Annotated in this window: 16 protein-coding genes; 9 read left to right on the top strand and 7 right to left on the bottom strand. The window is 29.9% G+C overall.

Annotation, left to right across the window (positions count from 1 at the left end; all coding sequences use genetic code 11):
* Positions 1 to 66: 66 nt before the first annotated feature.
* Positions 67 to 1,146 (bottom strand): endonuclease/exonuclease/phosphatase family protein, encoded by a 1,080-nt coding sequence (locus P161_RS18400; protein ID WP_036841417.1) that lies wholly within the window; start codon positions 1,144 to 1,146, stop codon positions 67 to 69.
* Between the two features lie 451 nt (positions 1,147 to 1,597).
* On the opposite strand from P161_RS18400, the gene P161_RS0111140 reads away from it, so the two are divergent.
* Positions 1,598 to 2,860: a putative DNA modification/repair radical SAM protein gene (locus tag P161_RS0111140; protein ID WP_026777072.1), complete on the top strand. Its 1,263-nt coding sequence runs from the start codon at positions 1,598 to 1,600 to the stop codon at positions 2,858 to 2,860.
* Complete coding sequence (locus P161_RS0111135) at positions 2,860 to 3,630, top strand: TIGR03915 family putative DNA repair protein (RefSeq protein ID WP_026777071.1); 771 nt, start codon at positions 2,860 to 2,862, stop codon at positions 3,628 to 3,630. The genes P161_RS0111140 and P161_RS0111135 overlap by 1 nt, the downstream gene beginning before the upstream one ends.
* Positions 3,631 to 3,694: 64 nt before the next feature.
* Here the strand turns inward: P161_RS0111135 and P161_RS0111130 are convergent, their stop codons facing one another.
* The gene (locus tag P161_RS0111130; RefSeq protein WP_026777070.1) at positions 3,695 to 4,744 is read right to left on the bottom strand and encodes an NAD(P)-dependent alcohol dehydrogenase; all 1,050 of its coding nucleotides are present in this window, start codon (positions 4,742 to 4,744) and stop codon (positions 3,695 to 3,697) included.
* A 189-nt stretch (positions 4,745 to 4,933) separates the two neighbouring features.
* Between P161_RS0111130 and P161_RS0111125 the strand changes: the two genes are divergently transcribed.
* Positions 4,934 to 6,301 (top strand): NAD-dependent succinate-semialdehyde dehydrogenase, encoded by a 1,368-nt coding sequence (locus tag P161_RS0111125; protein WP_026777069.1) that lies wholly within the window; start codon positions 4,934 to 4,936, stop codon positions 6,299 to 6,301.
* A 120-nt stretch (positions 6,302 to 6,421) separates the two neighbouring features.
* Here P161_RS0111125 and P161_RS18395 read toward each other — a convergent pair whose 3' ends face one another.
* Positions 6,422 to 7,000: a hypothetical protein gene (locus P161_RS18395; protein WP_051605823.1), complete on the bottom strand. Its 579-nt coding sequence runs from the start codon at positions 6,998 to 7,000 to the stop codon at positions 6,422 to 6,424.
* 113 nt (positions 7,001 to 7,113) lie between these two features.
* Here P161_RS18395 and ccsA point away from each other — a divergent pair, with 113 nt between their 5' ends.
* Positions 7,114 to 10,377, top strand: a complete 3,264-nt coding sequence (gene ccsA, locus P161_RS0111115; RefSeq protein WP_026777068.1) for a cytochrome c biogenesis protein CcsA — start codon at positions 7,114 to 7,116, stop codon at positions 10,375 to 10,377.
* A 107-nt stretch (positions 10,378 to 10,484) separates the two neighbouring features.
* On the top strand, positions 10,485 to 11,000 hold the full coding sequence (locus tag P161_RS0111110; protein WP_026777067.1) for a hypothetical protein: 516 nt from the start codon (positions 10,485 to 10,487) through the stop codon (positions 10,998 to 11,000).
* Between the two features lie 106 nt (positions 11,001 to 11,106).
* On the opposite strand, the gene P161_RS0111105 is transcribed toward P161_RS0111110, so the two are convergent.
* The 3 genes from P161_RS0111105 to P161_RS0111095 form a co-directional block, all read right to left on the bottom strand.
* Positions 11,107 to 12,729, bottom strand: a complete 1,623-nt coding sequence (locus P161_RS0111105; RefSeq protein ID WP_231494737.1) for a LysM peptidoglycan-binding domain-containing protein — start codon at positions 12,727 to 12,729, stop codon at positions 11,107 to 11,109.
* Between the two features lie 5 nt (positions 12,730 to 12,734).
* Entirely contained in the window at positions 12,735 to 14,270 is a 1,536-nt protein-coding gene (gene guaA / locus P161_RS0111100) for a glutamine-hydrolyzing GMP synthase (protein ID WP_026777065.1), read from the bottom strand.
* A gap of 481 nt (positions 14,271 to 14,751) precedes the next feature.
* The gene (locus P161_RS0111095) at positions 14,752 to 15,006 is read right to left on the bottom strand and encodes a type B 50S ribosomal protein L31 (RefSeq protein WP_026777064.1); all 255 of its coding nucleotides are present in this window, start codon (positions 15,004 to 15,006) and stop codon (positions 14,752 to 14,754) included.
* 241 nt (positions 15,007 to 15,247) lie between these two features.
* Between P161_RS0111095 and P161_RS0111090 the strand changes: the two genes are divergently transcribed.
* Entirely contained in the window at positions 15,248 to 16,285 is a 1,038-nt protein-coding gene (locus P161_RS0111090; RefSeq protein WP_026777063.1) for a glutaminyl-peptide cyclotransferase, read from the top strand.
* A 44-nt stretch (positions 16,286 to 16,329) separates the two neighbouring features.
* Entirely contained in the window at positions 16,330 to 17,838 is a 1,509-nt protein-coding gene (locus P161_RS0111085) for a hypothetical protein (RefSeq protein WP_026777062.1), read from the top strand.
* A gap of 53 nt (positions 17,839 to 17,891) precedes the next feature.
* On the opposite strand, the gene P161_RS0111080 is transcribed toward P161_RS0111085, so the two are convergent.
* Positions 17,892 to 19,166: an amidohydrolase family protein gene (locus tag P161_RS0111080; protein WP_026777061.1), complete on the bottom strand. Its 1,275-nt coding sequence runs from the start codon at positions 19,164 to 19,166 to the stop codon at positions 17,892 to 17,894.
* A gap of 68 nt (positions 19,167 to 19,234) precedes the next feature.
* On the opposite strand from P161_RS0111080, the gene P161_RS0111075 reads away from it, so the two are divergent.
* Together P161_RS0111075 and P161_RS0111070 are read left to right on the top strand one after the other, a co-directional pair.
* Entirely contained in the window at positions 19,235 to 19,915 is a 681-nt protein-coding gene (locus P161_RS0111075; RefSeq protein ID WP_026777060.1) for an SDR family oxidoreductase, read from the top strand.
* 129 nt (positions 19,916 to 20,044) lie between these two features.
* Positions 20,045 to 20,638, top strand: a complete 594-nt coding sequence (locus P161_RS0111070) for a SprT-like domain-containing protein (RefSeq protein WP_026777059.1) — start codon at positions 20,045 to 20,047, stop codon at positions 20,636 to 20,638.
* Positions 20,639 to 20,658: the final 20 nt, after the last annotated feature.

The raw sequence follows: 20,658 nt of genomic DNA, 5'->3' as shown, positions 1-20,658 counted from the left end.
TTCTATAAAAATACAAAAATCCTCAGGAGTTAATTTCTTGAGGATTTTTTTATTTCAAAAGTTTAATCAATTCTTTTTTGTTCGCGGATCATTTTTCTTAAACTTTTCAATTTGATCTTCGGCCGCTTTTAAATCTTGTTTAGTTACCTGTGTTGGTTCTTGCTCAAAGGCTTTTTCAGGTTCAAAACTAAACTCTGTATATAAAGGGTAATGATCGGAATTTATATCTTTTCTCACTTCCATTTTTTTAACTCTAAATTCTTTCGATATAAAAATATGGTCTAAAGGCCATTTCAAAATATAACTATCAGCAGAATAGGTATTATACAAACCTCTTCCTATTCTTGGGTCTAATAATTCACTAACACTTTTAAATAATTGAGAAGTTTCGGACCATGCAACATCATTAAAATCTCCTAAAACAATTACAGGAAAATCGGCTTCTAAACTCATTTTTGCAGTCATCATCATTTCTGTATCTCTATTGGTTGACATCGCATTTTCTTGAGGCATTGGAGGTGTTGGGTGTATTGCATACAACTGTAATGTATCTCCTTCTTTCAAAATAACTTTTGCTTCAATAGATGGAATACTGTCGCTTACCAAATAATTAGTTTGGGGATTTATCAATTCTAAATTTGAATACAAAGCCATTCCATAAGCATTATCTAAAGGAATTTCTTGCTTGTATTTATACGTATTTGTAGCCTTTTCTTCCAGTTCAGTTATCCATCTTTTATTTACTTCCGTTAATAAAATAATGTCTGGTTTTAACACATTAATCTCGTTTATAATTTTTTCCGATTTTTTATTTTTCTGTAAAACATTAGCCGTTATAATCTTAATAGAATTATCTTCATTTTTAGACGCATTTAAAACATCAAAATTTGCAAAAGTGGTATAAGGATAAATTTTTGAAAACTGAAAAACACAACAACCAATAAGTATAGTTAGAAATAGATAATCTTTTTTACTTTTAAAATTAAACTTTATAAAATAGGTTGTAATTGCTAAAACCGTTAAAAAAGTAAGTTGCAAATGTGGAAAATCAAAAGCTCTTACCCACCAATAATCTACAGCAATAAAAGGTGTAATTGTTAGCAATATTGCTAAAACACCAAAGCCAATCAAAAATTTTTTAAACATTTTTATATCTAATTATGCGTTATAAACAAGTTATACTGTAAACTTAAAAAAAAAAAAATCAACGTATTTATGAATCTATTATTTGTGGTAAAAATTAAACTAAATGAGCACATGTTTTTTTATGCTATAAATTTGATTCAGTAATTTATAGTTATTTTAAAAATAAAAAGTTTTGAAAGCATTATTTAATCAAAAAAACATGAATGTTATTTTTCTAAATTAATAAATACTTTAGACAAAAAGAATATTGTTTAAGAAAATAAACAAAAAAACATTAACCTCATTTTGTGCAAATAAATCATCCAAAAGAGAATAAAAATTTATTTTTTACGATTCGTTTTTATTAATTATACAAAGAAATTTATCAATAATTTTCTTTAAATTGTACGTTCAAATCAAACTTCACAAACACTCTTAAAAAAGAAAACAACACACTAAATAACAAATACTTATGTCTTTTGAACGCACTTTAGAAAAACTGAAAATTTTAGCAGATGCTGCTAAATATGATGTTTCTTGTTCTTCAAGTGGAAGCAAAAGAACAAACACAAATAAAGGTTTGGGCGATTCTACAGGTATGGGAATTTGCCATTCGTATACAGAAGATGGCAGATGTGTTTCTTTGCTAAAAATCCTATTAACAAATCACTGTATTTTTGATTGTGCTTATTGCGTAACTAGAAAAAGTAACGATGTAAAACGTGCTGCTTTTAAAGTGCAAGAGGTTGTAGATTTAACCATCAATTTTTATAGAAGAAATTATATTGAAGGCTTATTTTTGAGTTCTGGTATTTTTAAAAGTGCAGATTATACCATGGAACGTTTGGTGGCTGTTGCCAAAAAATTACGTTTAGAAGAAAATTTTAATGGATATATTCATTTAAAATCAATTCCTGGTGCTTCAGATGAGTTAATGCGTGAAGCTGGTTTGTATGCAGATCGATTAAGTGTAAATATAGAAATACCAACCAAATCTGGTTTAAAATTATTGGCTCCTGATAAAAATTTCGAAGATTTTATAAAACCTATGGAAAAGGTGAAGAATGAAATTATTCAATATAAATCAGAGAAAAAAATTATTAGAAGTACTCCCAAATATGCGCCTGCAGGTCAAAGCACACAAATGATTGTAGGTGCAAGTGGTGAAAATGATTTTCAGATTTTAAAAACAGCTGAACATTATTACAAAAACTTTAATTTAAAACGCGTTTATTATTCTGGTTATGTACCCATTTCTTATGACAATCGTTTGCCTAATATTGGTAGTGAAGTACCCATGTTACGTGAAAACAGGTTATATCAATCAGATTGGTTAACTCGTTTTTATGGTTTTCAAACCAACGAAATCGTGAACATACATCATCAAAATTTAGATTTAGATATCGATCCAAAACTAAGTTGGGCTTTAAGAAATATGCACGAATTTCCTGTGGATGTAAATAGAGCTGATAAAAGAATGTTAGCACGAATTCCTGGAGTTGGTATGAAATCTGTTGCTAAGATTTTAATGGCAAGAAAATACAGACGTTTAAATTGGGATCATTTAAAGAAAATTGGAATTGCTTTTAACAGAGCTCAATATTTTTTAGTGTGTGATAGCCATCAATTTGAAAAAAGAGATTTAACTGCGGATAAAATAAAAGCATTTATCTTAAAAAATTCTACGAGTAAATATGACAAAATTTTGAGTCCTCAATTAAATTTATTTGAGTGATGCAAAACAAAACCTTACTTTACGATGGCACTTTCGAAGGTTTTTTAAGCTGTGTTTTTTACGTTTTTGAATATAAACTTACGCACGTAACTATTCAAAATGAATATGTTTTGCAAAATGCCTTATTTTCTGAAAATGAAACAATACTTACAGATAAAAAAAAATCAGATCGAGTTTGGAAAGGTTTAAAACAAAGAACATCTACAATTTCATCAACCAAAATATATTATGCTTTTTTGAGTGAACAACCGAATATAGAAAATGTTTTGCTAGATTATATGCAATATATTTTTAAACACAAAGAGAAAGTTGATACTGATTTTACACAATCAAGTGTTTTAAAAACATCGCAAATTGCAAAAAACGTAAGTAGAGAAAAGCACAGAATGGAAGCTTTTGTACGTTTTAGATTGACAAAAGACGAAATTTATTTTGCAAATATCGAACCCGATTTTAATGTGTTGCCTTTAATTTCTAAGCATTTTAAAAGTAGATATGCAGATCAAAAATGGGTAATTTACGACATCAAAAGAAATTATGGGTTGTATTATGATTTACTGACGTTAGATTTTATCAATATGGATTTTCCCAAAAATTTCGATTTTTCAAAAACTTCCACAGATTTTTTTGCTGATGAAGAATTCGATTTTCAAAAACTATGGAAAGATTATTTTGATAGTACAAATATCAAAGAACGTAAAAACATGAAATTACATATTAGGCATGTTCCAAAACGTTATTGGAAATATTTAAGTGAAAAGCAACCTTAAAATATCCGCATAAAAAAAACCTCAATATTATAATTGAGGTTTTACGTTTTTTGTACAGGTTTGCTTATTTCAAACTCTTCATATCAATTACAAATCTGTATTTTACATCACTATCTTCAACTCTTTGAAAAGCAGTATTTATGTCTTGCATATCAATCATTTCTACATCAGAAACAATGTTATGTTCTCCACAAAAATCTAACATTTCTTGTGTTTCTTTAATTCCGCCAATTAAAGAACCTGCAATTCTTTTTCTTCCCATAATTAAATTTGCACCATTCATTGGTTCTAAAGGTTCAATTGCACCAACCATAACCATGGTAGAATCTCGTTTTAATAATTGTAAATACGGATTCGTGTCATGTTTTACAGGTACTGTATTTAATAGAAAATCGAAAGTTCCAAAATGTTTTTTCATTTCCTCATCATTTTTGGAAATAATTACAGCATCTGCTCCCAATTTTTTGGCATCATCTGCTTTTTCTTTAGAAGTGGTAATCATAATTGTTTCTGCACCCATACTGCTTGCAAATTTAATTCCCATATGTCCTAAACCACCAAGACCAATAATCCCAACTTTGTCTCCTTTTTTAATTTTCCAATGATTTAATGGCGAAAATGTTGTGATTCCTGCACATAATAGAGGCGCAACAGCTTTAATATCTAAATTTTCTGGAACTTTTAAAACAAATTTTTCACGAACTACAATTGAGGTCGAATATCCTCCAAAGGTTCTGTTTCCTGAATGTTTGTCTTTTCCATTATAGGTACCCACCATTCCTTTGTCACAAAATTGTTCTAAATCCTCTTTACAAGCGCCACATTCTTGGCAAGAATCTACCATACATCCTACTCCAACTAAATCGCCTTTTTTGTATTTTGTAACGTCATTTCCTACCTCCAATACTTTACCAACAATTTCATGTCCTGGCACAATTGGGAATTTTGTATTTCCCCAGTCATTATGTGCTGCATGAATATCACTATGACAAACTCCACAATATAGAATATCAATTTTTACATCATTATCTAAAATTGATCTTCTTTCAATTTCCATTTCTTTTAAATCTGCATCTTTTGCATCTGTACCAAATGCTTTTATCTTATCTGACATCTTTTTATTTTTTAATTGACTCAAAGTTAACCTTTATAACAAATTTGATTTCCTCTTTCAAATGGATTATTACCTCATTTAAAAAAATTACTACTCAGCGTAAAAACCTTTTAAAATTAACAGATATTTAGGGGTTTTCATTCACTAAAACCAGTCAAAAAATGGTAATTTATCGACTAAAATAAGACAATGAAAAAAGCGATATGTATAAACCCAGCAACTGAAAAAGAAATTGCAAGTTATAATCGAATAACTCCAGAAATTGCAAGAGAAAAAATAGCAAAAGCAAACGAAACATATCAATCTTGGAAAAAAACAAGTTTTGCAGAACGCTCTAAATTGATGCAAAAACTTGCTGATATTTTTGAAGAAAATAAAGAAGAATACGCACAATTAGCAACGCAAGAAATGGGTAAAACCATCAAACAATCGCGCAGCGAAATAGAGAAATGCGCCAAAATTTGTAGATATTATGCTGATAATATTAAAGACTTATTGGCAGATAAAATTATAAAAACAGAAGCTAAAAAAAGCTATGTTACTTATCAACCTTTGGGCGTTGTTTTAGCTGTAATGCCTTGGAATTTTCCTTTTTATCAAGTAATTCGTTTTGCTGTTCCAGCAATTATGTCTGGTAATGTTGGGGTTTTAAAACATGCCTCAAATGTACAAGGTTGTGCTTTTGCTTTAGAAGATGCGTTTGAAAAAGCAGGTTTCCAAAAAGGAATTTTCACCAACTTAAATGTAGAAACTGATGCTATTAAAACCATCATCGAAGATAAAAATATTATTGGTGTAACACTTACAGGAAGTGAACCTGCAGGACGTTCTGTTGCAAAAATTGCTGGCGAAAATTTAAAGAAAACTGTTTTAGAACTTGGTGGAAGTGATGCCTATATTGTGTTAGAAGATGTTGATTTAGAAAAAGCAACAGATTTAGCAACCCATGGAAGATTACAAAATAATGGACAAACCTGCATTGCTGCAAAACGTTTTATTGTTTTAGAAGAAATTTATGACGATTTTCTGAAAATGTTTACTCAAAAAATGGAAGCCGCTAAAATGGGTGAACCTACAAATGAAGATACTTATTATGGACCTTTAGCAAGAGTTGATTTGCGTGACGAACTTCATGACCAAGTAGAAAAAACCATAAAACAAGGAGGAAAACTAATTTTAGGAGGTAAAATACCAAGTCAAAAAGGAGCTTATTATCCTGCAACCATTTTAGCGGATTTAAAACCTGGAATGACTGCTTTTGATGAAGAACTTTTTGGGCCAGTTGCTTCTGTAATTAAAGCCAAAGATGAAAACGAGGCAATTGCATTAGCAAACAATTCAACTTTTGGTTTGGGTTCTGGAGTACTAACAGGAAATTCTGAAAGAGGAGAAAAAGTTGCTTTACAACTAGAAGCTGGAAATAGTTTTGTAAATAAATTAGTGGCATCAGATCCAAGATTGCCTTTTGGAGGTATCAAAAACAGTGGCTATGGAAGAGAGTTATCAGATTTTGGTGTTAAAGAATTTGTAAACACAAAAACAATTTGGGTTGATTAATTCATTAAATTTCAATTGTCTCCTTGAGCGCAGTCGAAAGGTCTTACCAAAAATCTAATTTTGATAAGTTCTAGACTGCACTCAAACAGGTGTATCCAATAATTGAATTAATTTTAAATTTTATGTAGCAACATTCTCTAAATTCTCTACCAATTGATCTCTATCTTTTACCAAAACCATAATTTCTTCTGGAGATAAATAATATCTTTTCATCCTATTTTTATATACTTCAGGAATTTCTGCATGGTTCAAAATAAAATTCTTAGTCTTTAAAATGTAATCTTCCATTTTGTGTTTTACTGCAAAACCATCTGCAGCTCTTTCAGCTTCTACAATATGGGTTTCTGAAAACAAATATTTTAATCCAAACCAAATAAGGTTTAATTTGCTTCTATTTTGATAATCCATAATATGGCCTAATTCATGACCAATCCATCCAATAAAAATATCATCAGGAATATCTAACGTAGAGAATTCTTTGTCAGAAATTTTAAACTTTTTACTAATTAAAATTAAAAACTTTCTTTCTTTTTTAGATTTAAAAAAACTATCAAAAGTAGGTCTTGCCTGCATTGTAGATTTTTTTATGTTTTTTTTGATTTTAAACTCTATATGAATATTTTTTAGTTGGGGAAAATATCCCAAAGCAACTTCTACTCTTTTTTTTATATTTTTTGGTATTATATGTTTATCTGACATAAATTTTATCATAATTTTTAACAATTCTTAACAGAGAAATATAACTGAAACTGACTTACTTTTTGTGCTTTTATCCTTAAATTTGTAACTCTTTTAAAAAGCATAAATTTCGGATGAAAAATTTTTTTAATTTCCTCTATTCTACACGTTTAATGGCAGTTTTATTTATCCTTTTTGCGGTTGCAATGGGGATTGCTACTTTTATAGAAAATGACTTTGGCACTCAAACTTCTAAAGCACTAGTTTACAATGCATGGTGGTTTGAACTTATTATGATTTTCTTTGTAATCAATTTTTTTGGTAACATTTTTAGGTACAAATTATACAAAAAAGAAAAATGGGCAACTTTTATGTTTCATGCAGCATTTTTACTTATTATAGTTGGTGCAGCAGTTACAAGATACATTGGTTATGAAGGCATTATGTTAATTGACGAAGGCGAAACTACCAGTCAATTTTTATCTGAAACTACCTATATAAATGTTATTGTTGATAATAACAAGGAACAAAAAAAATTACATGAACCTATTTTATTATCTGCTTGGGGCACTAATAATTGGTCTTTTTCCGATAATTTTAGAGAACAAGATTATGAAATTGATTTAGTTGATTACATTCCTTGGGCTGAAAAGAAATTTATTGAGGACGAAAATGGTGTTGAACATCTATTTTTGGTTGAATCATCAGAAGGAAATAGACATGAACATTATGTAAAATCTGGAACTGTTCAAAATATTCATAATATTTTGGTGGGTTATAATTCTCCAGATAATAATGCGTCTATCAATATATTTAAACGAAACGATTCTTTAAAAATTGAAACCAAATCTGATGGAGCTTATCAAGTGATGGCGACTATGGATAAAGGAACTGTGCAAAAAGATAGTGTGCAAGACTTTAAATTAAGATCGCTTTATAATGTTGCTGGTTTGCCTTTTGTGGTACCTCAACCACCATCAAAAGGAACTATGCAAACAGTTTCTGGACCAAAAGATGATCAAAAATTAGATGTTGTTGTACTAGATGTAACTGCAAATGATGAAACTAAAAGAGTTGAACTTACTGGAGGTAAATTTAATAATGATAATTTTAAGGAATTTACGCTAAACTCTTTAAACTTTAGAATGTGGTATGGAGCAAGAATATTAGAAGCTCCTTTTCAAGTTAAATTAAACGATTTTCAGTTAGAGAAATATCCTGGCTCAGAAAGTGCAGCTTCTTATGCCAGTGAAGTTACTGTAATTGATGGCGAAGAAAAGTTTGATTATAGAATTTTTATGAATCATATTTTAGATCATAAAGGCTATAAATTGTTTCAAGCGAGTTATGATTTATCAGGAGAAAAAGAACAAACACACTTATCTGTAAATCATGATTGGTGGGGAACTTTTATTACTTATTTAGGCTACTCATTTTTATATACAGGCATGATTTGTATCTTCTTTGCAAAACATACACGTTTTGATAGTTTGAAGAATTCCTTGAAAAAAATTAGAAATAAAAAATTAACAATGACAGTACTTTTAGCTGTTTTTGTATCTTCTTTTAATTTTGCACAACAAGCAGATCATGATCATAGTGATCCAAATCATACACATGAAGCTCCTCAAAAAGCAGCAGTAAATCAAGAGCATGATCATAGTGATCCAAATCACACGCATGATGCTCCTCAAACTACAACACAAACGCAACCAGCAAGCCATTCAGCTAGGTTAGTTACAGACCAACAAATAGATTCTATTTTAAAAGCAAACTTGGTTTCTTTAGAACATGCAGAAAGTTTTAACAAACTAATTATTCAAGATGCAGGAGGTAGAATGAAACCTGCACATACTTTTGCCTCTGAATTAGTTCGAAAAGTTAGCCAATCTGAAACTTTAAATGGCATGGAACCAAGTCAGGTTTTGTTATCAATTATAGAAAATTCTAGACTTTGGTATGAAGTACCTATTATTTACTTAGAAAAACAAAATTTAAAAATTAGAGAACAATTAGGTTTAGCAGATACTGTTAAATATGCAAGATTATCTGATTTTTTTACAGATAGAGGTGAGTATATTATTAGAGATCAAGTTGCTGAAGCTCAAAAAACAAACGTAAAAGATTATTTCGAAAAAGATTTAATTAAGATTGATAGACGTTTAGGATTGTTATACAATGCAATTGGTGGTGGAATTTTAAAGATTTATCCTATTCCAGGTGATGAAAATAACAAATGGGTTTCTCAACCTGAGACATCTACCACAAAAGGTTTTAAACCAGCAGATACCGTTTTTGTTCAAAAATCTTTACCACTTTATGTGCAATTATTACAAACTGCTAAAAAAACTGGCGATTATTCAAAAGCAGATCAAGTTTTAGAGGGTATAAAAAAATATCAAAAGAAATATGGTGCAGCAATATATCCTTCTGATGATAAAATTGAATTAGAAATTGCTTACAATAAATACAACGTTTTCACCAAGTTAGTTCGCTATTATGGTTTTGCAAGTTTGTTATTAATCTTTTTTGTAATTGCACAAATATTTACCAACAAAAAATGGATTAACTATGTTGTAAAAGGTTTAATTGGCCTTGTTGCTGCGTTGTTCATTTTACATACTTTAGGCTTGCTTAGTAGATGGTATATTAGTGGAAATGCACCTTGGAGTAATGCTTATGAGTCTATAATATTCGTAGCTTGGTCTACCATGTTATTTGGTTTTTTCTTAGGAAGAAACTCTGCTCTAACAATTACAGCAACAACTTTTGTAACAGCAGTTACTTTGTTTTTTGCCAGTCAAAACTGGTTAGATCCAGAAATTGCAAACTTACAACCCGTATTAAATTCTTGGTGGCTATTGGTACACGTTTCTATCATTGTTGCTAGTTACGGACCTTTAACGCTAGGAATGATTTTAGGAATTTTCGCCTTATTTTTTATCATTTTTACTACTAAAAATAATAAAAAGAAAATGGATATTCATATTAAAGAGATTACCATAATTAACGAAATGGCTGTGACTGTTGGTTTGGTAATGCTTACTATTGGTAACTTTTTAGGTGGAATGTGGGCTAATGAAAGTTGGGGACGTTATTGGGGTTGGGATCCAAAGGAAACTTGGGCTTTAATTTCTATTATGGTGTATGCCTTTGTATTACACATGCGTTTAATTCCTGGTTTAAGAGGAAGATATACCTTTAACCTTTGGACTATAATTGCTTATTTTTCTATAATGATGACTTATTTTGGTGTAAACTTTTACTTATCTGGATTGCATTCTTATGCAAGTGGAGATAGAGTTATTACACCAAGTACTGTTTATTATTCTATAGGGTTTGTAGCAATTTTAGGAACTTTTGCATGGTTTCAATATAGAAAACATTATAAAAAATAAGTTCTCAAAACAAAAAATCTCAAAAAGAATTTCATTAAAACTCACAATATCTTTTGATAAGAAAATGTATTTTTGCTTTTCAAATTTTTTAATCATAAAAATAAATCATGTTTCATAAAAACATAAAATTAATATTAGCAGGTTTAATTACAGTTTGGTCTGTATATCAATTTAGTCAAGGAAATATCATGAACGGAATTTCCATATTATTGTTAGCTGGAATTTTCATCTTATTCTATTTTAAAAACGAATTTATATTACTTGCTTTTTTGCAATTACGTAAACAAAACTTTGAGGGCGCTAAAAAATGGTTAGGCTATATTAAAAATCCTGAAAAAGCCCTGATTGTTAAACAACAAGGATATTATAACTATTTACATGGTATAATGTTAAGCCAAACAAATATTACACAAGCTGAAAAATTCTTAAGAAAAGCTGTAAGATTAGGCCTATCTATGAATCATGATTTAGCAATGGCAAAATTACAATTAGCAGGAATTGCTATGACTAAAAGACGTAAACGTGAAGCTACAAACTTAATAGCAGAAGCTAAAAAACTAGATAAAAACGGCATGCTAAAAGAACAAATTCAACAAATGAAACAGCAGATGAAGAAAATTTAATTTCCAGTCTTAGTTGTTTATCAAAACATAAAAAAATCCGCTAGTAGCGGATTTTTTTGTGCGATAAATATTCTCTTAAAAAACTAGAGAATTTCTTCGATAAAATTTATTTCAATCTTGTTAAAGATAAGTCTTTATTGTATTGTACAATAAATAAACCTCTGTTTTCAGAAGTAAACTTGCTATTTCTGTAATCGAATTTTGTTTCTACTCTCGCAGACATTCCTTCGTTCAAGGTAGATTTTAAATCGTTTCCAGAAGCTAATCTTATTAAAATATCATATGTAATATCAAAACCTTTTGTTGCGTAAAAAGAAGGCAATGCATTGTTTTTGTTAAGATATTGCTTTCTAAAAACTCTAGAAGCTAAAGAATTTTCATCTACAAAATCGTCACTAACATAAGTAAAACCAACTTTAGCTAACTTTCTATTATCAATATTATTATATACATCTCCTTTATCAAAAGTGAACAATTTTACAGTAGTTTCTTCAGGTAAACTAATCAAACTATTTACAACATCAGAAACAATCACCATATCATCAGTAGCCATAATAATCCAATTTTTAGTATTTGGTTTTAAAACATTTAAAAATTTACTTTTTGCAATGTAGCCATCACTTGATGTTAGTGTGTAAATGTTTTTTTCAATTGTATCAACTTCCTGTAAAGAATATCTCATATTTTTTACAGCTTGTGTAGCTTCAAGTTTACCATCACTTACCATTATTATGTTTCCTCCAGTAAAATTTTCTTTAATATAATTCTCTAACTCTTCTCTAAATACATTTTTATCTGGTGACGTTTTAATAATATTAGAAGAATTAAAATCGGATTGATTTTTAGAATACACAGGAAAAATAACTGGAATATTAACGCTAGAGGCAACTGTTTGCACTTCCTCAGAATATAAGGGACCAATAATTACATCATTATTATTTAAGTTTTTGCTTGCAATAATTCTGTTAATTTCATTTGTTCTTCTTTCTCCTGTATCAAAAACATTAAAGTCTATTTTAACACCTTTATTTCTTAAAGAATCAACAGCAATTTCTGCCCCTAAATAAAAATCTGTAGCAATGTTTACTAGTGTAGAATTATTTGCAAATATTTCTTTTAAACGAATTGTGTCATTAGAATATCTTGCAGCTCTAAAAGGTAATAATAAGGCTACTTTTAAATCTTTATTTCTATTTATATAATCGTCATAAAAAACTTCATCTACGCTTACTTCTATAGGAATTTCTCTTATTTTTAACATCATTCCTAATTTCAATCCTTCTTTTAATTCGGGATTTAAAAGTAATAGCTCTCCTCTTGTTACATCAAAAGTTTTCCCTAAGTTATAAAAAGTATCTCCTTTTTTAACTTCGTAAAATACATATTTGCTTCTTAACTCCTCAGTTAAATCGAGTTCTGTATTTAAACCATCCAAATCATTGATGGAGTCTATTGCTACTTGGCTTAAGTTTTCTCTTTTCGCTCTAATTTTTTCATTAAAAAGATCTAACTTTTTTTGTGGAACTACTATGTAAGAATTTGCTTTTGGCAAACTATCCATTCCAGGATTTAAACGAATTAAATCTCTGGTAGACATGTCTAGATTTTGGGCAATTTTACTAGCAGTATCTCCCTTTTTAACTTTATACTGAATGTATTTGTTTTGTTGCCCACAAGAAACTGTGAACGATAAAATACACAGAAAAACAAAAAATTTTAAATGCTTCATATATTCTATTCCCATTCTATAGTTGCAGGTGGTTTTGAGCTAATATCATACACTACTCTGTTAACACCTTTTACTTGATTTATAATTTTGTTTGATGTTTTTTGCAAAAATTTATACGGTAAATCTACCCAATCAGCAGTCATTCCATCTGTACTTTCTACAGCTCTTAAAGCCACAACTTTTTCATAGGTTCTTTCATCACCCATAACTCCAACAGAATTTACGGGTAATAACATTGCTCCTGCTTGCCAAACTTTATCATACAAACCATCTTCTTTTAAACCGTTGATAAAAATGGCATCTACTTCTTGTAAAATTCTAACTTTTTCTGGAGTTACATCGCCTAAAATTCTAATTGCCAGACCTGGCCCAGGAAAAGGATGACGTCCTAGTAATTCTTTATCAATTCCTAAAGATGCACCTACTCTTCTTACTTCATCTTTAAAAATCATTCTTAAAGGTTCCACGATTTTCAGTTTCATAAAATCTGGCAAACCACCTACATTATGATGACTTTTAATCGTTGCAGAAGGACCACCATTTACAGAAACAGATTCAATTACGTCTGGATAAATAGTACCTTGAGCCAACCATTTTACATCTTTAATTTGATGTGCTTCATCATCAAAAACCTCTATAAACGAATTTCCAATTGCCTTTCTTTTCAATTCTGGATCGCTTACATCTTTTAAAGCTGATAAAAAACGCTCTGAAGCATCTACACCTTTAACGTTTAATCCCATGCCTTGGTATTGATTCAATACACTTTCGAACTCATTTTTACGCAACAAACCGTTATTTACAAAAATACAATATAGGTTTTTGCCAATAGCTTTATGCAATAAAACTGCTGCAACAGAAGAATCTACACCTCCTGAAAGTCCTAAAACAACTTTATCATTCCCAACTTTTTCTTGAATTGCTGCAACTGTGCTTTCCACAAAAGAGTCTGGAGTCCAAGTTTGTTCCACTTTTGCAATATCAACCAAAAAGTTTGCCAATAATTGTTTTCCATCTGTAGAATGATATACTTCTGGGTGAAACTGAATTCCGAAAGTATCTTCTCCTTCAATTTTATAAGCAGCATTTTCCACATCTACAGTGCTTGCCAATAAAACAGCATTGGTTGGTAATTCTTTTATAGTATCTGAATGGCTCATCCAAACTTGGCTGCCTTCCACTATATTTCTAAAGAAATTTTCGTTGGTTTTAATATATGATAAATTTGCTCTACCATATTCTCTTGTGTTAGATTCTGCTACTTTTCCACCAGAAAAATGCGCCAAATATTGTGCTCCATAGCAAACAGATAATAATGGTTTTTTGCCTCTAATTGCAGATAAATTTGGATGTAAGACTTGTTCTCCTCTGACAGAATTTGGGCTTCCTGATAAAATAACAGCTTTAAAATTCTCTAAACTTTCTGGAATTTTATTGTAAGGATGAATTTCACAATAAATGTTAAGTTCTCTAACTCTTCTTGCAATTAGTTGCGTGTATTGAGAACCAAAATCTAAAATAAGTACGTTGTGTTGTTGCATGCGCAAAAATAGTATTTCAGATTAAATTTTTAACACTGAAATTTATATTTTTTTCACAAATTAGTATTCGTTGCAAATAATGAGAATTCGTCTGTATAATTTTGAAATAAATTTAACAAACCATGAGATAAAAGAAAGAGATTCTGATACAATTTAGTAATAAATATTACGAATAAATTTGTGATGAAAATAAAAGCCACGAATTCGCGAATTATAATTATTGTCGAAAAAATTATACTAACAGTGAGAAAATCTAAAGGATTTTAAAATTTGTGTAAATAAGTAAAAAGATACCATTTGCTTCTTTTAAAAATTCGTGCATTCGTGGCAAAAATTTAATACGTTTATTACTGATAAAAAATTAAAGTTAGATACACTACAAATAAAATGATTTAAAAATAGTACGAGGTAAATTCAAGACAACAAAAAACTCCAACAAATACATGTTGGAGTTATAAATATCTTGAAAATTGTAAAAAGATTAATCTTTTTTGAATTTTGCGTATTTGTTTTTAAATTTATCAATACGTCCTGCAGCATCAATAAGTTTAGATTTACCAGTGTAAAATGGGTGAGAAGTTCTTGAAATCTCTAATTTTACTAAAGGATACTCAACACCATCCACTTCTAAAGTTTCTTTAGTGTCTACTGTAGATCTTGTTAAAAAAACATCTTCATTAGACATATCTTTAAAAGCTACCATTCTGTAATTTTCTGGATGAATTCCTTTTTTCATTTTATAATATTTTAAATCTTTAATGTTATGTTTGCAAAGTAAAGTTGGTAAAGCCTTACTAAATTCTTTAAATAGCTTTATATTACTATTTTGAGGATGCAAATTTAACGATATTTTTTAATTTACAAATAAATAAGTTGCTTTTATTTGTAGTTCTTTGAATATCTTACGTGAATCGCTCTATTTTGACACCTAAAATTACATGAAGGTCTCATTTTTAAAGTACTAAATTAAAATAATAATGAAGAAAATTGCTTTTTTTACATCAATCTTAACCTTTTTTTTATTGGCAAGTTGTAGTGATGCTTATAAATTCACACTTAATGTTCCCAAAAAAACGACTTTAAATGAAGAAATCACCATCACTTTAAAAGAGGAAAATGATAAAGCTTTAGATAATGTTCAGTTTTATGTAAATGGAAAAGAAATTGATGCCACTGGTAATTCTATCACCATTAATACAAATGATTTTGGTGTAGGGAAACATCAAGTATCTTCTTTGGCTTTTTATCCTGGCAAAACAAAAAAAATCAACAATTCTTTTGAGGTTTTTCCAAGCGAAAAATACCAGGCGTATTCGTATGAAATTATAAACACATATCCTCATGATACCAAAGCTTACACTCAAGGTTTGGAATATCACAATGGTTTTTTATATGAAACTACTGGTAGAAGAGGACAATCAACCTTAAGAAAAGTGGAATTAGAAACTGGTAAAGTTCTTCAAAAAATTGATTTAGATAATGAATATTTTGGAGAAGGAATGACCATTTTGAACAACAAAATATATTGGTTAACTTGGGAAGCTAATAAAGGTTTTGTCTATAATTTAGAAACGTTTGAAAGAGAAAAAGAATTCTCTTATAACCAAAGTAAACAAGGTTGGGGTTTAACGAATAATGGTAAAGAACTCATAAAATCTGATGGATCTCATCAAATTTGGTTTTTAAATCCTGAAACACAAAAAGAATTACGATACATTCAAGCGTATAATTACAAGCAAAAAATACCAAAACTAAACGAATTAGAATATTACCAAGGTAAAATTTATGCGAACTATTATTTAAAACCTTTAATTTCTATCATTGATGCAAAAACAGGAGCAGTAGAAGGTATTGCAAATTTATCTGGTTTAGTTGAAGAAATGGAAAAAACCCAAAAATTAGTAAAAGATGATGAAGTTTTAAACGGAATTGCTTTCGATAAAGAAACTGGTCGTCTTTTTGTGACTGGAAAAAACTGGGGAAAACTTTTTGAAATCAAATTGATCAAAGAATAATAATCAGCTTATTTTAAAGTTCTATTTTTATACAAATTAGATTTATGCGTTATTTCTTTACTTTTATTATTTGTGCTGTTTTAATTTCGATGAGCTCTTGTAGAAAAGATTTTTCTACAATTCCTAATTTTGGAAGTTTAGAATTCTCCAAAGACACCGTTTTTTTAGATACTGTTTTCACAAATATTGGTTCTGCAACCTATAATTTAAAAGTTTATAATCGAGGAAATAAAGCGATTACAATTCCTAAAATTGTCTTAGAAAACGGAACAAACTCTAACTACAGATTAAATGTTGATGGCATTCCTGGTAAAGATTTTAATGATATTGATATTCTTGGTAAAGACAGTATTTTTATTTTTGTTGAAACCACTATTGATGTTGCTAATATTACTGATCCTTTATACACAGACAGAATTTTGTTTGATACTGGAAGCAACCAACAAGATGTAGATTTGGTTACCTTGGTTCAAGATGCCAATTTTATTTTTCCTGATAGAAACCCAATTTCTATGAAGATTGATAGTTTAACTTTTGATGGACAACCAACCACTATAAAAGGTAGATTTTTAACAGATACAGAACTTACAATTACCAATTCAAAACCTACTGTTATTTATGGTTATGCAGCTGTGCCTTCCAATAAAACATTAACTATTGAAGCTGGTTCAAAAATATATTTTCACAGCAATTCTGGTATCATTGTAGATGATAAAGCAACCTTAAAAGTAAACGGAACTTTAGCTGAAAAAGTAACTTTTGAAGGAGATAGATTAGAGAATAGATTTAGCCAAACTCCAGGTCAATGGGGCACTATTTGGATGCGTGCAGGAAGTAAGGATAATGAAGTGCATCATGCACAAATTAGAAACGGAATTATTGGTATTTTAATTGATAGTATTGGGTCTGCTTCTACTCCAACTTTAAAATTACAAAACACAGAAATTTACAATCATTCAAACTTTGGTATTTTAGCAAGAGAAACTAATATTGAAGGACATAATGTTGTAATTGGTTCTGCTGGCCAAGCTTCTTTAGCTGCCACAATTGGTGGAACGTATAATTTTACACATAGTACATTTGCTAATTTTTGGAATAATGGCATTCGCCAATTACCAGCTGTTTTGGTTAATAATTTCTTTGTGTATAATGATGCAAATGGTCAAGAAATTACAGAAACAAGACCTTTAAATGCTGCTAACTTTACCAACTGTATTTTTGATGGTAATAATAACATTGAATTTATTTTAGACAAAGTTGAAGGTTCTTTATTCAATTACAGTATTAGCAACTGTATAATTGCTTTCACAGATTCCAACAATTCCTTTGCTGGTAATGTAGAAATGGATATTGTAAACAACAACAATTATCAAAATATTATTATAAATGGCTTTGCTGATTTCAGAAACTCCAGAAATAGTGATTTTATAATTGGGCAAAATTCTGATGCCATAAATAACGCTAAATCAACCTTATTTAATGTAGATATTTTAGGCGTTGACAGATCTACAAATCCTGATATTGGCGCTTATCAAAATATTATTTTTGATTAAAAGACATAAAAAAACCTCAAAGGTTTTGAAAACCTTTGAGGTTTAAAATTCATTTATTGTTTATAAACAACACCATCTTTCATTACAAAAACAACATTTTCCATAGTTGCAATATTTTTTGTTGGATCTTCATTTACAGCAATAATATCCGCTAAAAAGCCTTTTTTAATTTGCCCAACTTCATCATTCATTTTTAACAACATTGCATTGGTAATAGTTGCAGATTGCAAAGCTTCCATTGCTGGCATTCCAGCTTCTACCATAAAAGCAAACTCTTTGCCATTATTACCATGTGCAAAAACACCTGCATCTGTTCCAAAAGCAATTCCTACTCCTTTTTTATAAGCTTTTGCAAAAGTTCCTTGAATTTGTGGTCCAACAGCTAATGCTTTTGGTACAACTATATCAGGATAAAATCCTTCAATTTTCGCTTTCTCTTCTACTTCTTTTCCAGCAGTAATTGTTGGCACTAAATAGGCATCGTGCTTTATCATCAATTCCATGGTTTCATCACTCATATAAGTACCATGTTCTATGGTTTTTACACCACCAATAATAGCTCTTTGCATACCTTCATCTCCATGTGCATGAGCAGCAACATGCATTCCATAATCTTTTGCAGTATCGCAAATTGCTTTTACTTCTTCTATTGTAAATTGTGGATTATCACCAGACTTGGCAACACTTAAGACACCACCTGTTGCCGTAATTTTTATACAATCTGCGCCATTTTTATAACGTTGTCTCACAGCTTTTTTTGCATCCTCCACAGAATTTACAACCCCTTCTTTTGGTCCAGGATCTCCAATTAATTCTCTACTACTTCCGTTTGTTGGGTCTGCATGACCACCAGTTGTTGCTAAAGATTTACCTGCCGTAAAAACTCTTGGTCCAGGAATTTTACCTGCATTAATAGCATTTCTAATAGATATATTTACGCCTGTTCCTCCTAAATCCCTAACAGTTGTAAAGCCATTTAGCAGGGTAGTTTTGGCAAAACCAACTGAATTAAAAGCAACATCTGCTTCATTTAAAATATAACTTTCTATTCTTGTTCTTGCAGAAAATTCCTGCTCAATATGTACATGAAAATCGATTAAACCAGGCAATACAACCTTATCTCTCAAATCGATTAAAGTGCCACCTTTTGGCATAATATAGCCATCTTTTACATCAATAATCTTGTTTTCTTTAACTAAAATTGTTTTTTCTGTGCTGATTTTCCCTGACTTTGTATCAATTAATTTTCCACATAAAATATACGTGGTTTGTGCTGCAACATTCTGAAGACAAAAAATTGCTAATAAAAGTAGAATTGTTTTTTTCATTTGTATGGTTTTAATTCTTAAATGTATGAAAATTTAAGTAATTTGGTACTTCAAAAATTTTAAATTAAATGAAAAACGTTGTTATTACAGGAACTAGTAGAGGAATTGGTTTTGAACTGGCAAAATTATTTGCAGATAATGGACATCAAGTTTTGGCTATTTCTAGAAAAATAGCTCCTTTAAAGGCTGTAAATCATCAAAATATAACATTACTTTCTGTTGATCTTTCTATAAATACTGATGTAAAAAAAGTATCAGATTTCATCAAAGATAATTGGAAAAAAGTTGATATTTTAATCAATAATGCTGGAAAACTCATCAACAAACCCTTTACAGAATTAACTTCGGATGATTTTTTAGAGGTGTATAAAGTGAATGTTTTTGGAGTTGCAGAATTAACAAAAAATTTAATTCCGTTTTTACAAAAAGGAAGTCATGTTGTAACCATAAGTTCTATGGGTGGCATTCAAGGAAGTATGAAATTTCCTGGTTTGGCAGCCTATTCATCAGCAAAAGGAGCTGTAATTACACTATCAGAATTATTGGCAGAAGAATATAAAGAACAACAGATTGCTTTTAATGTGTTGGCTTTAGGAGCTGTGCAAACAGAAATGTTAGCAGAAGCTTTCCCTGATTATAAAGCACCTTTATCAGCAGAAGAAATGGCACAATATATTTTTGATTTCGCTACAACTGGAAACAAGTTTTATAATGGGAAAGTTTTGGAGGTTTCAAGTTCAACACCATAAAGGCCCCTTTTAATTTCCCCAAAGGGGAAAAACTCATGCTCTTTAAAGTTGCTTCTAAAAAATAAATAAAAACTTAACATTATTTCAAACGATAAAAATAATAAGGATAACAGTGAGAATCCCCTCCCTTTGGGAGGGTTAGGGTGGGCCTCTTTCATTCCACCAAAAGCAATTCCATTTGTTCAATTTTTAATTGATGCACATTCATTTGATTTATTAATTGTGAATCAACGTCAAACAAAACATGGCGATTTTAGAAAGATGCCCAATGGAAAATACCAAATAACGGTTAATAATAACCTCAACAAACATCAATTTTTATTGACATTGGTGCATGAAATTGCACATCATGTTACGCATCAAAAATTCGGAAGAGTGCAACCTCATGGACAAGAATGGAAAAAAGTTTTTCAGCACTTAATGCTGCCTTTTTTAAGGCTAGAAATTTATCCGAAAGAGATGATTGGACATTTAGCAAACTATTTGAAAAATCCTAAGGCAAGTACAGATTCTGATGTAAGACTTTCGCTTGCCTTAAGAGGAAACATCGCTGAAGAAGGTAAGAATTTTATTTTCTCACTCCCTTTTGGAACTTTATTTATTTTTAAAAATGCGGTTTACAAAAAAGGAAATATGAGAAGAACAAGAATTGAATGTTTAGAAATGAAAACTAAAAAAGTATATCTATTCAATCAAAATGTGGAAGTAAAATTATACGAATAGTGTCTACCTCCTCATACATC

The sequence above is a fragment of the Polaribacter sp. Hel_I_88 genome, from assembly GCF_000687935.1.
GTDB lineage: Bacteria > Bacteroidota > Bacteroidia > Flavobacteriales > Flavobacteriaceae > Polaribacter.
This window is presented reverse-complemented; position numbering and strand designations above follow the sequence as displayed.

Coding starts and splice junctions, on each gene's coding strand:
- P161_RS0111095 (WP_026777064.1), bottom strand. CDS start 15,006: ATGAAAAAAGGAATTCATCCAGAAAATTACAGAATGGTAGCTTTTAAA.
- P161_RS18395 (WP_051605823.1), bottom strand. CDS start 7,000: ATGTCAGATAAACATATAATACCAAAAAATATAAAAAAAAGAGTAGAA.
- P161_RS0111075 (WP_026777060.1), top strand. CDS start 19,235: ATGAAAAACGTTGTTATTACAGGAACTAGTAGAGGAATTGGTTTTGAA.
- P161_RS0111130 (WP_026777070.1), bottom strand. CDS start 4,744: ATGTCAGATAAGATAAAAGCATTTGGTACAGATGCAAAAGATGCAGAT.
- P161_RS0111080 (WP_026777061.1), bottom strand. CDS start 19,166: ATGAAAAAAACAATTCTACTTTTATTAGCAATTTTTTGTCTTCAGAAT.
- P161_RS0111110 (WP_026777067.1), top strand. CDS start 10,485: ATGTTTCATAAAAACATAAAATTAATATTAGCAGGTTTAATTACAGTT.
- P161_RS0111135 (WP_026777071.1), top strand. CDS start 2,860: ATGCAAAACAAAACCTTACTTTACGATGGCACTTTCGAAGGTTTTTTA.
- P161_RS0111125 (WP_026777069.1), top strand. CDS start 4,934: ATGAAAAAAGCGATATGTATAAACCCAGCAACTGAAAAAGAAATTGCA.
- P161_RS0111085 (WP_026777062.1), top strand. CDS start 16,330: ATGCGTTATTTCTTTACTTTTATTATTTGTGCTGTTTTAATTTCGATG.
- guaA (WP_026777065.1), bottom strand. CDS start 14,270: ATGCAACAACACAACGTACTTATTTTAGATTTTGGTTCTCAATACACG.
- P161_RS0111090 (WP_026777063.1), top strand. CDS start 15,248: ATGAAGAAAATTGCTTTTTTTACATCAATCTTAACCTTTTTTTTATTG.
- ccsA (WP_026777068.1), top strand. CDS start 7,114: ATGAAAAATTTTTTTAATTTCCTCTATTCTACACGTTTAATGGCAGTT.
- P161_RS18400 (WP_036841417.1), bottom strand. CDS start 1,146: ATGTTTAAAAAATTTTTGATTGGCTTTGGTGTTTTAGCAATATTGCTA.
- P161_RS0111140 (WP_026777072.1), top strand. CDS start 1,598: ATGTCTTTTGAACGCACTTTAGAAAAACTGAAAATTTTAGCAGATGCT.
- P161_RS0111105 (WP_231494737.1), bottom strand. CDS start 12,729: ATGAAGCATTTAAAATTTTTTGTTTTTCTGTGTATTTTATCGTTCACA.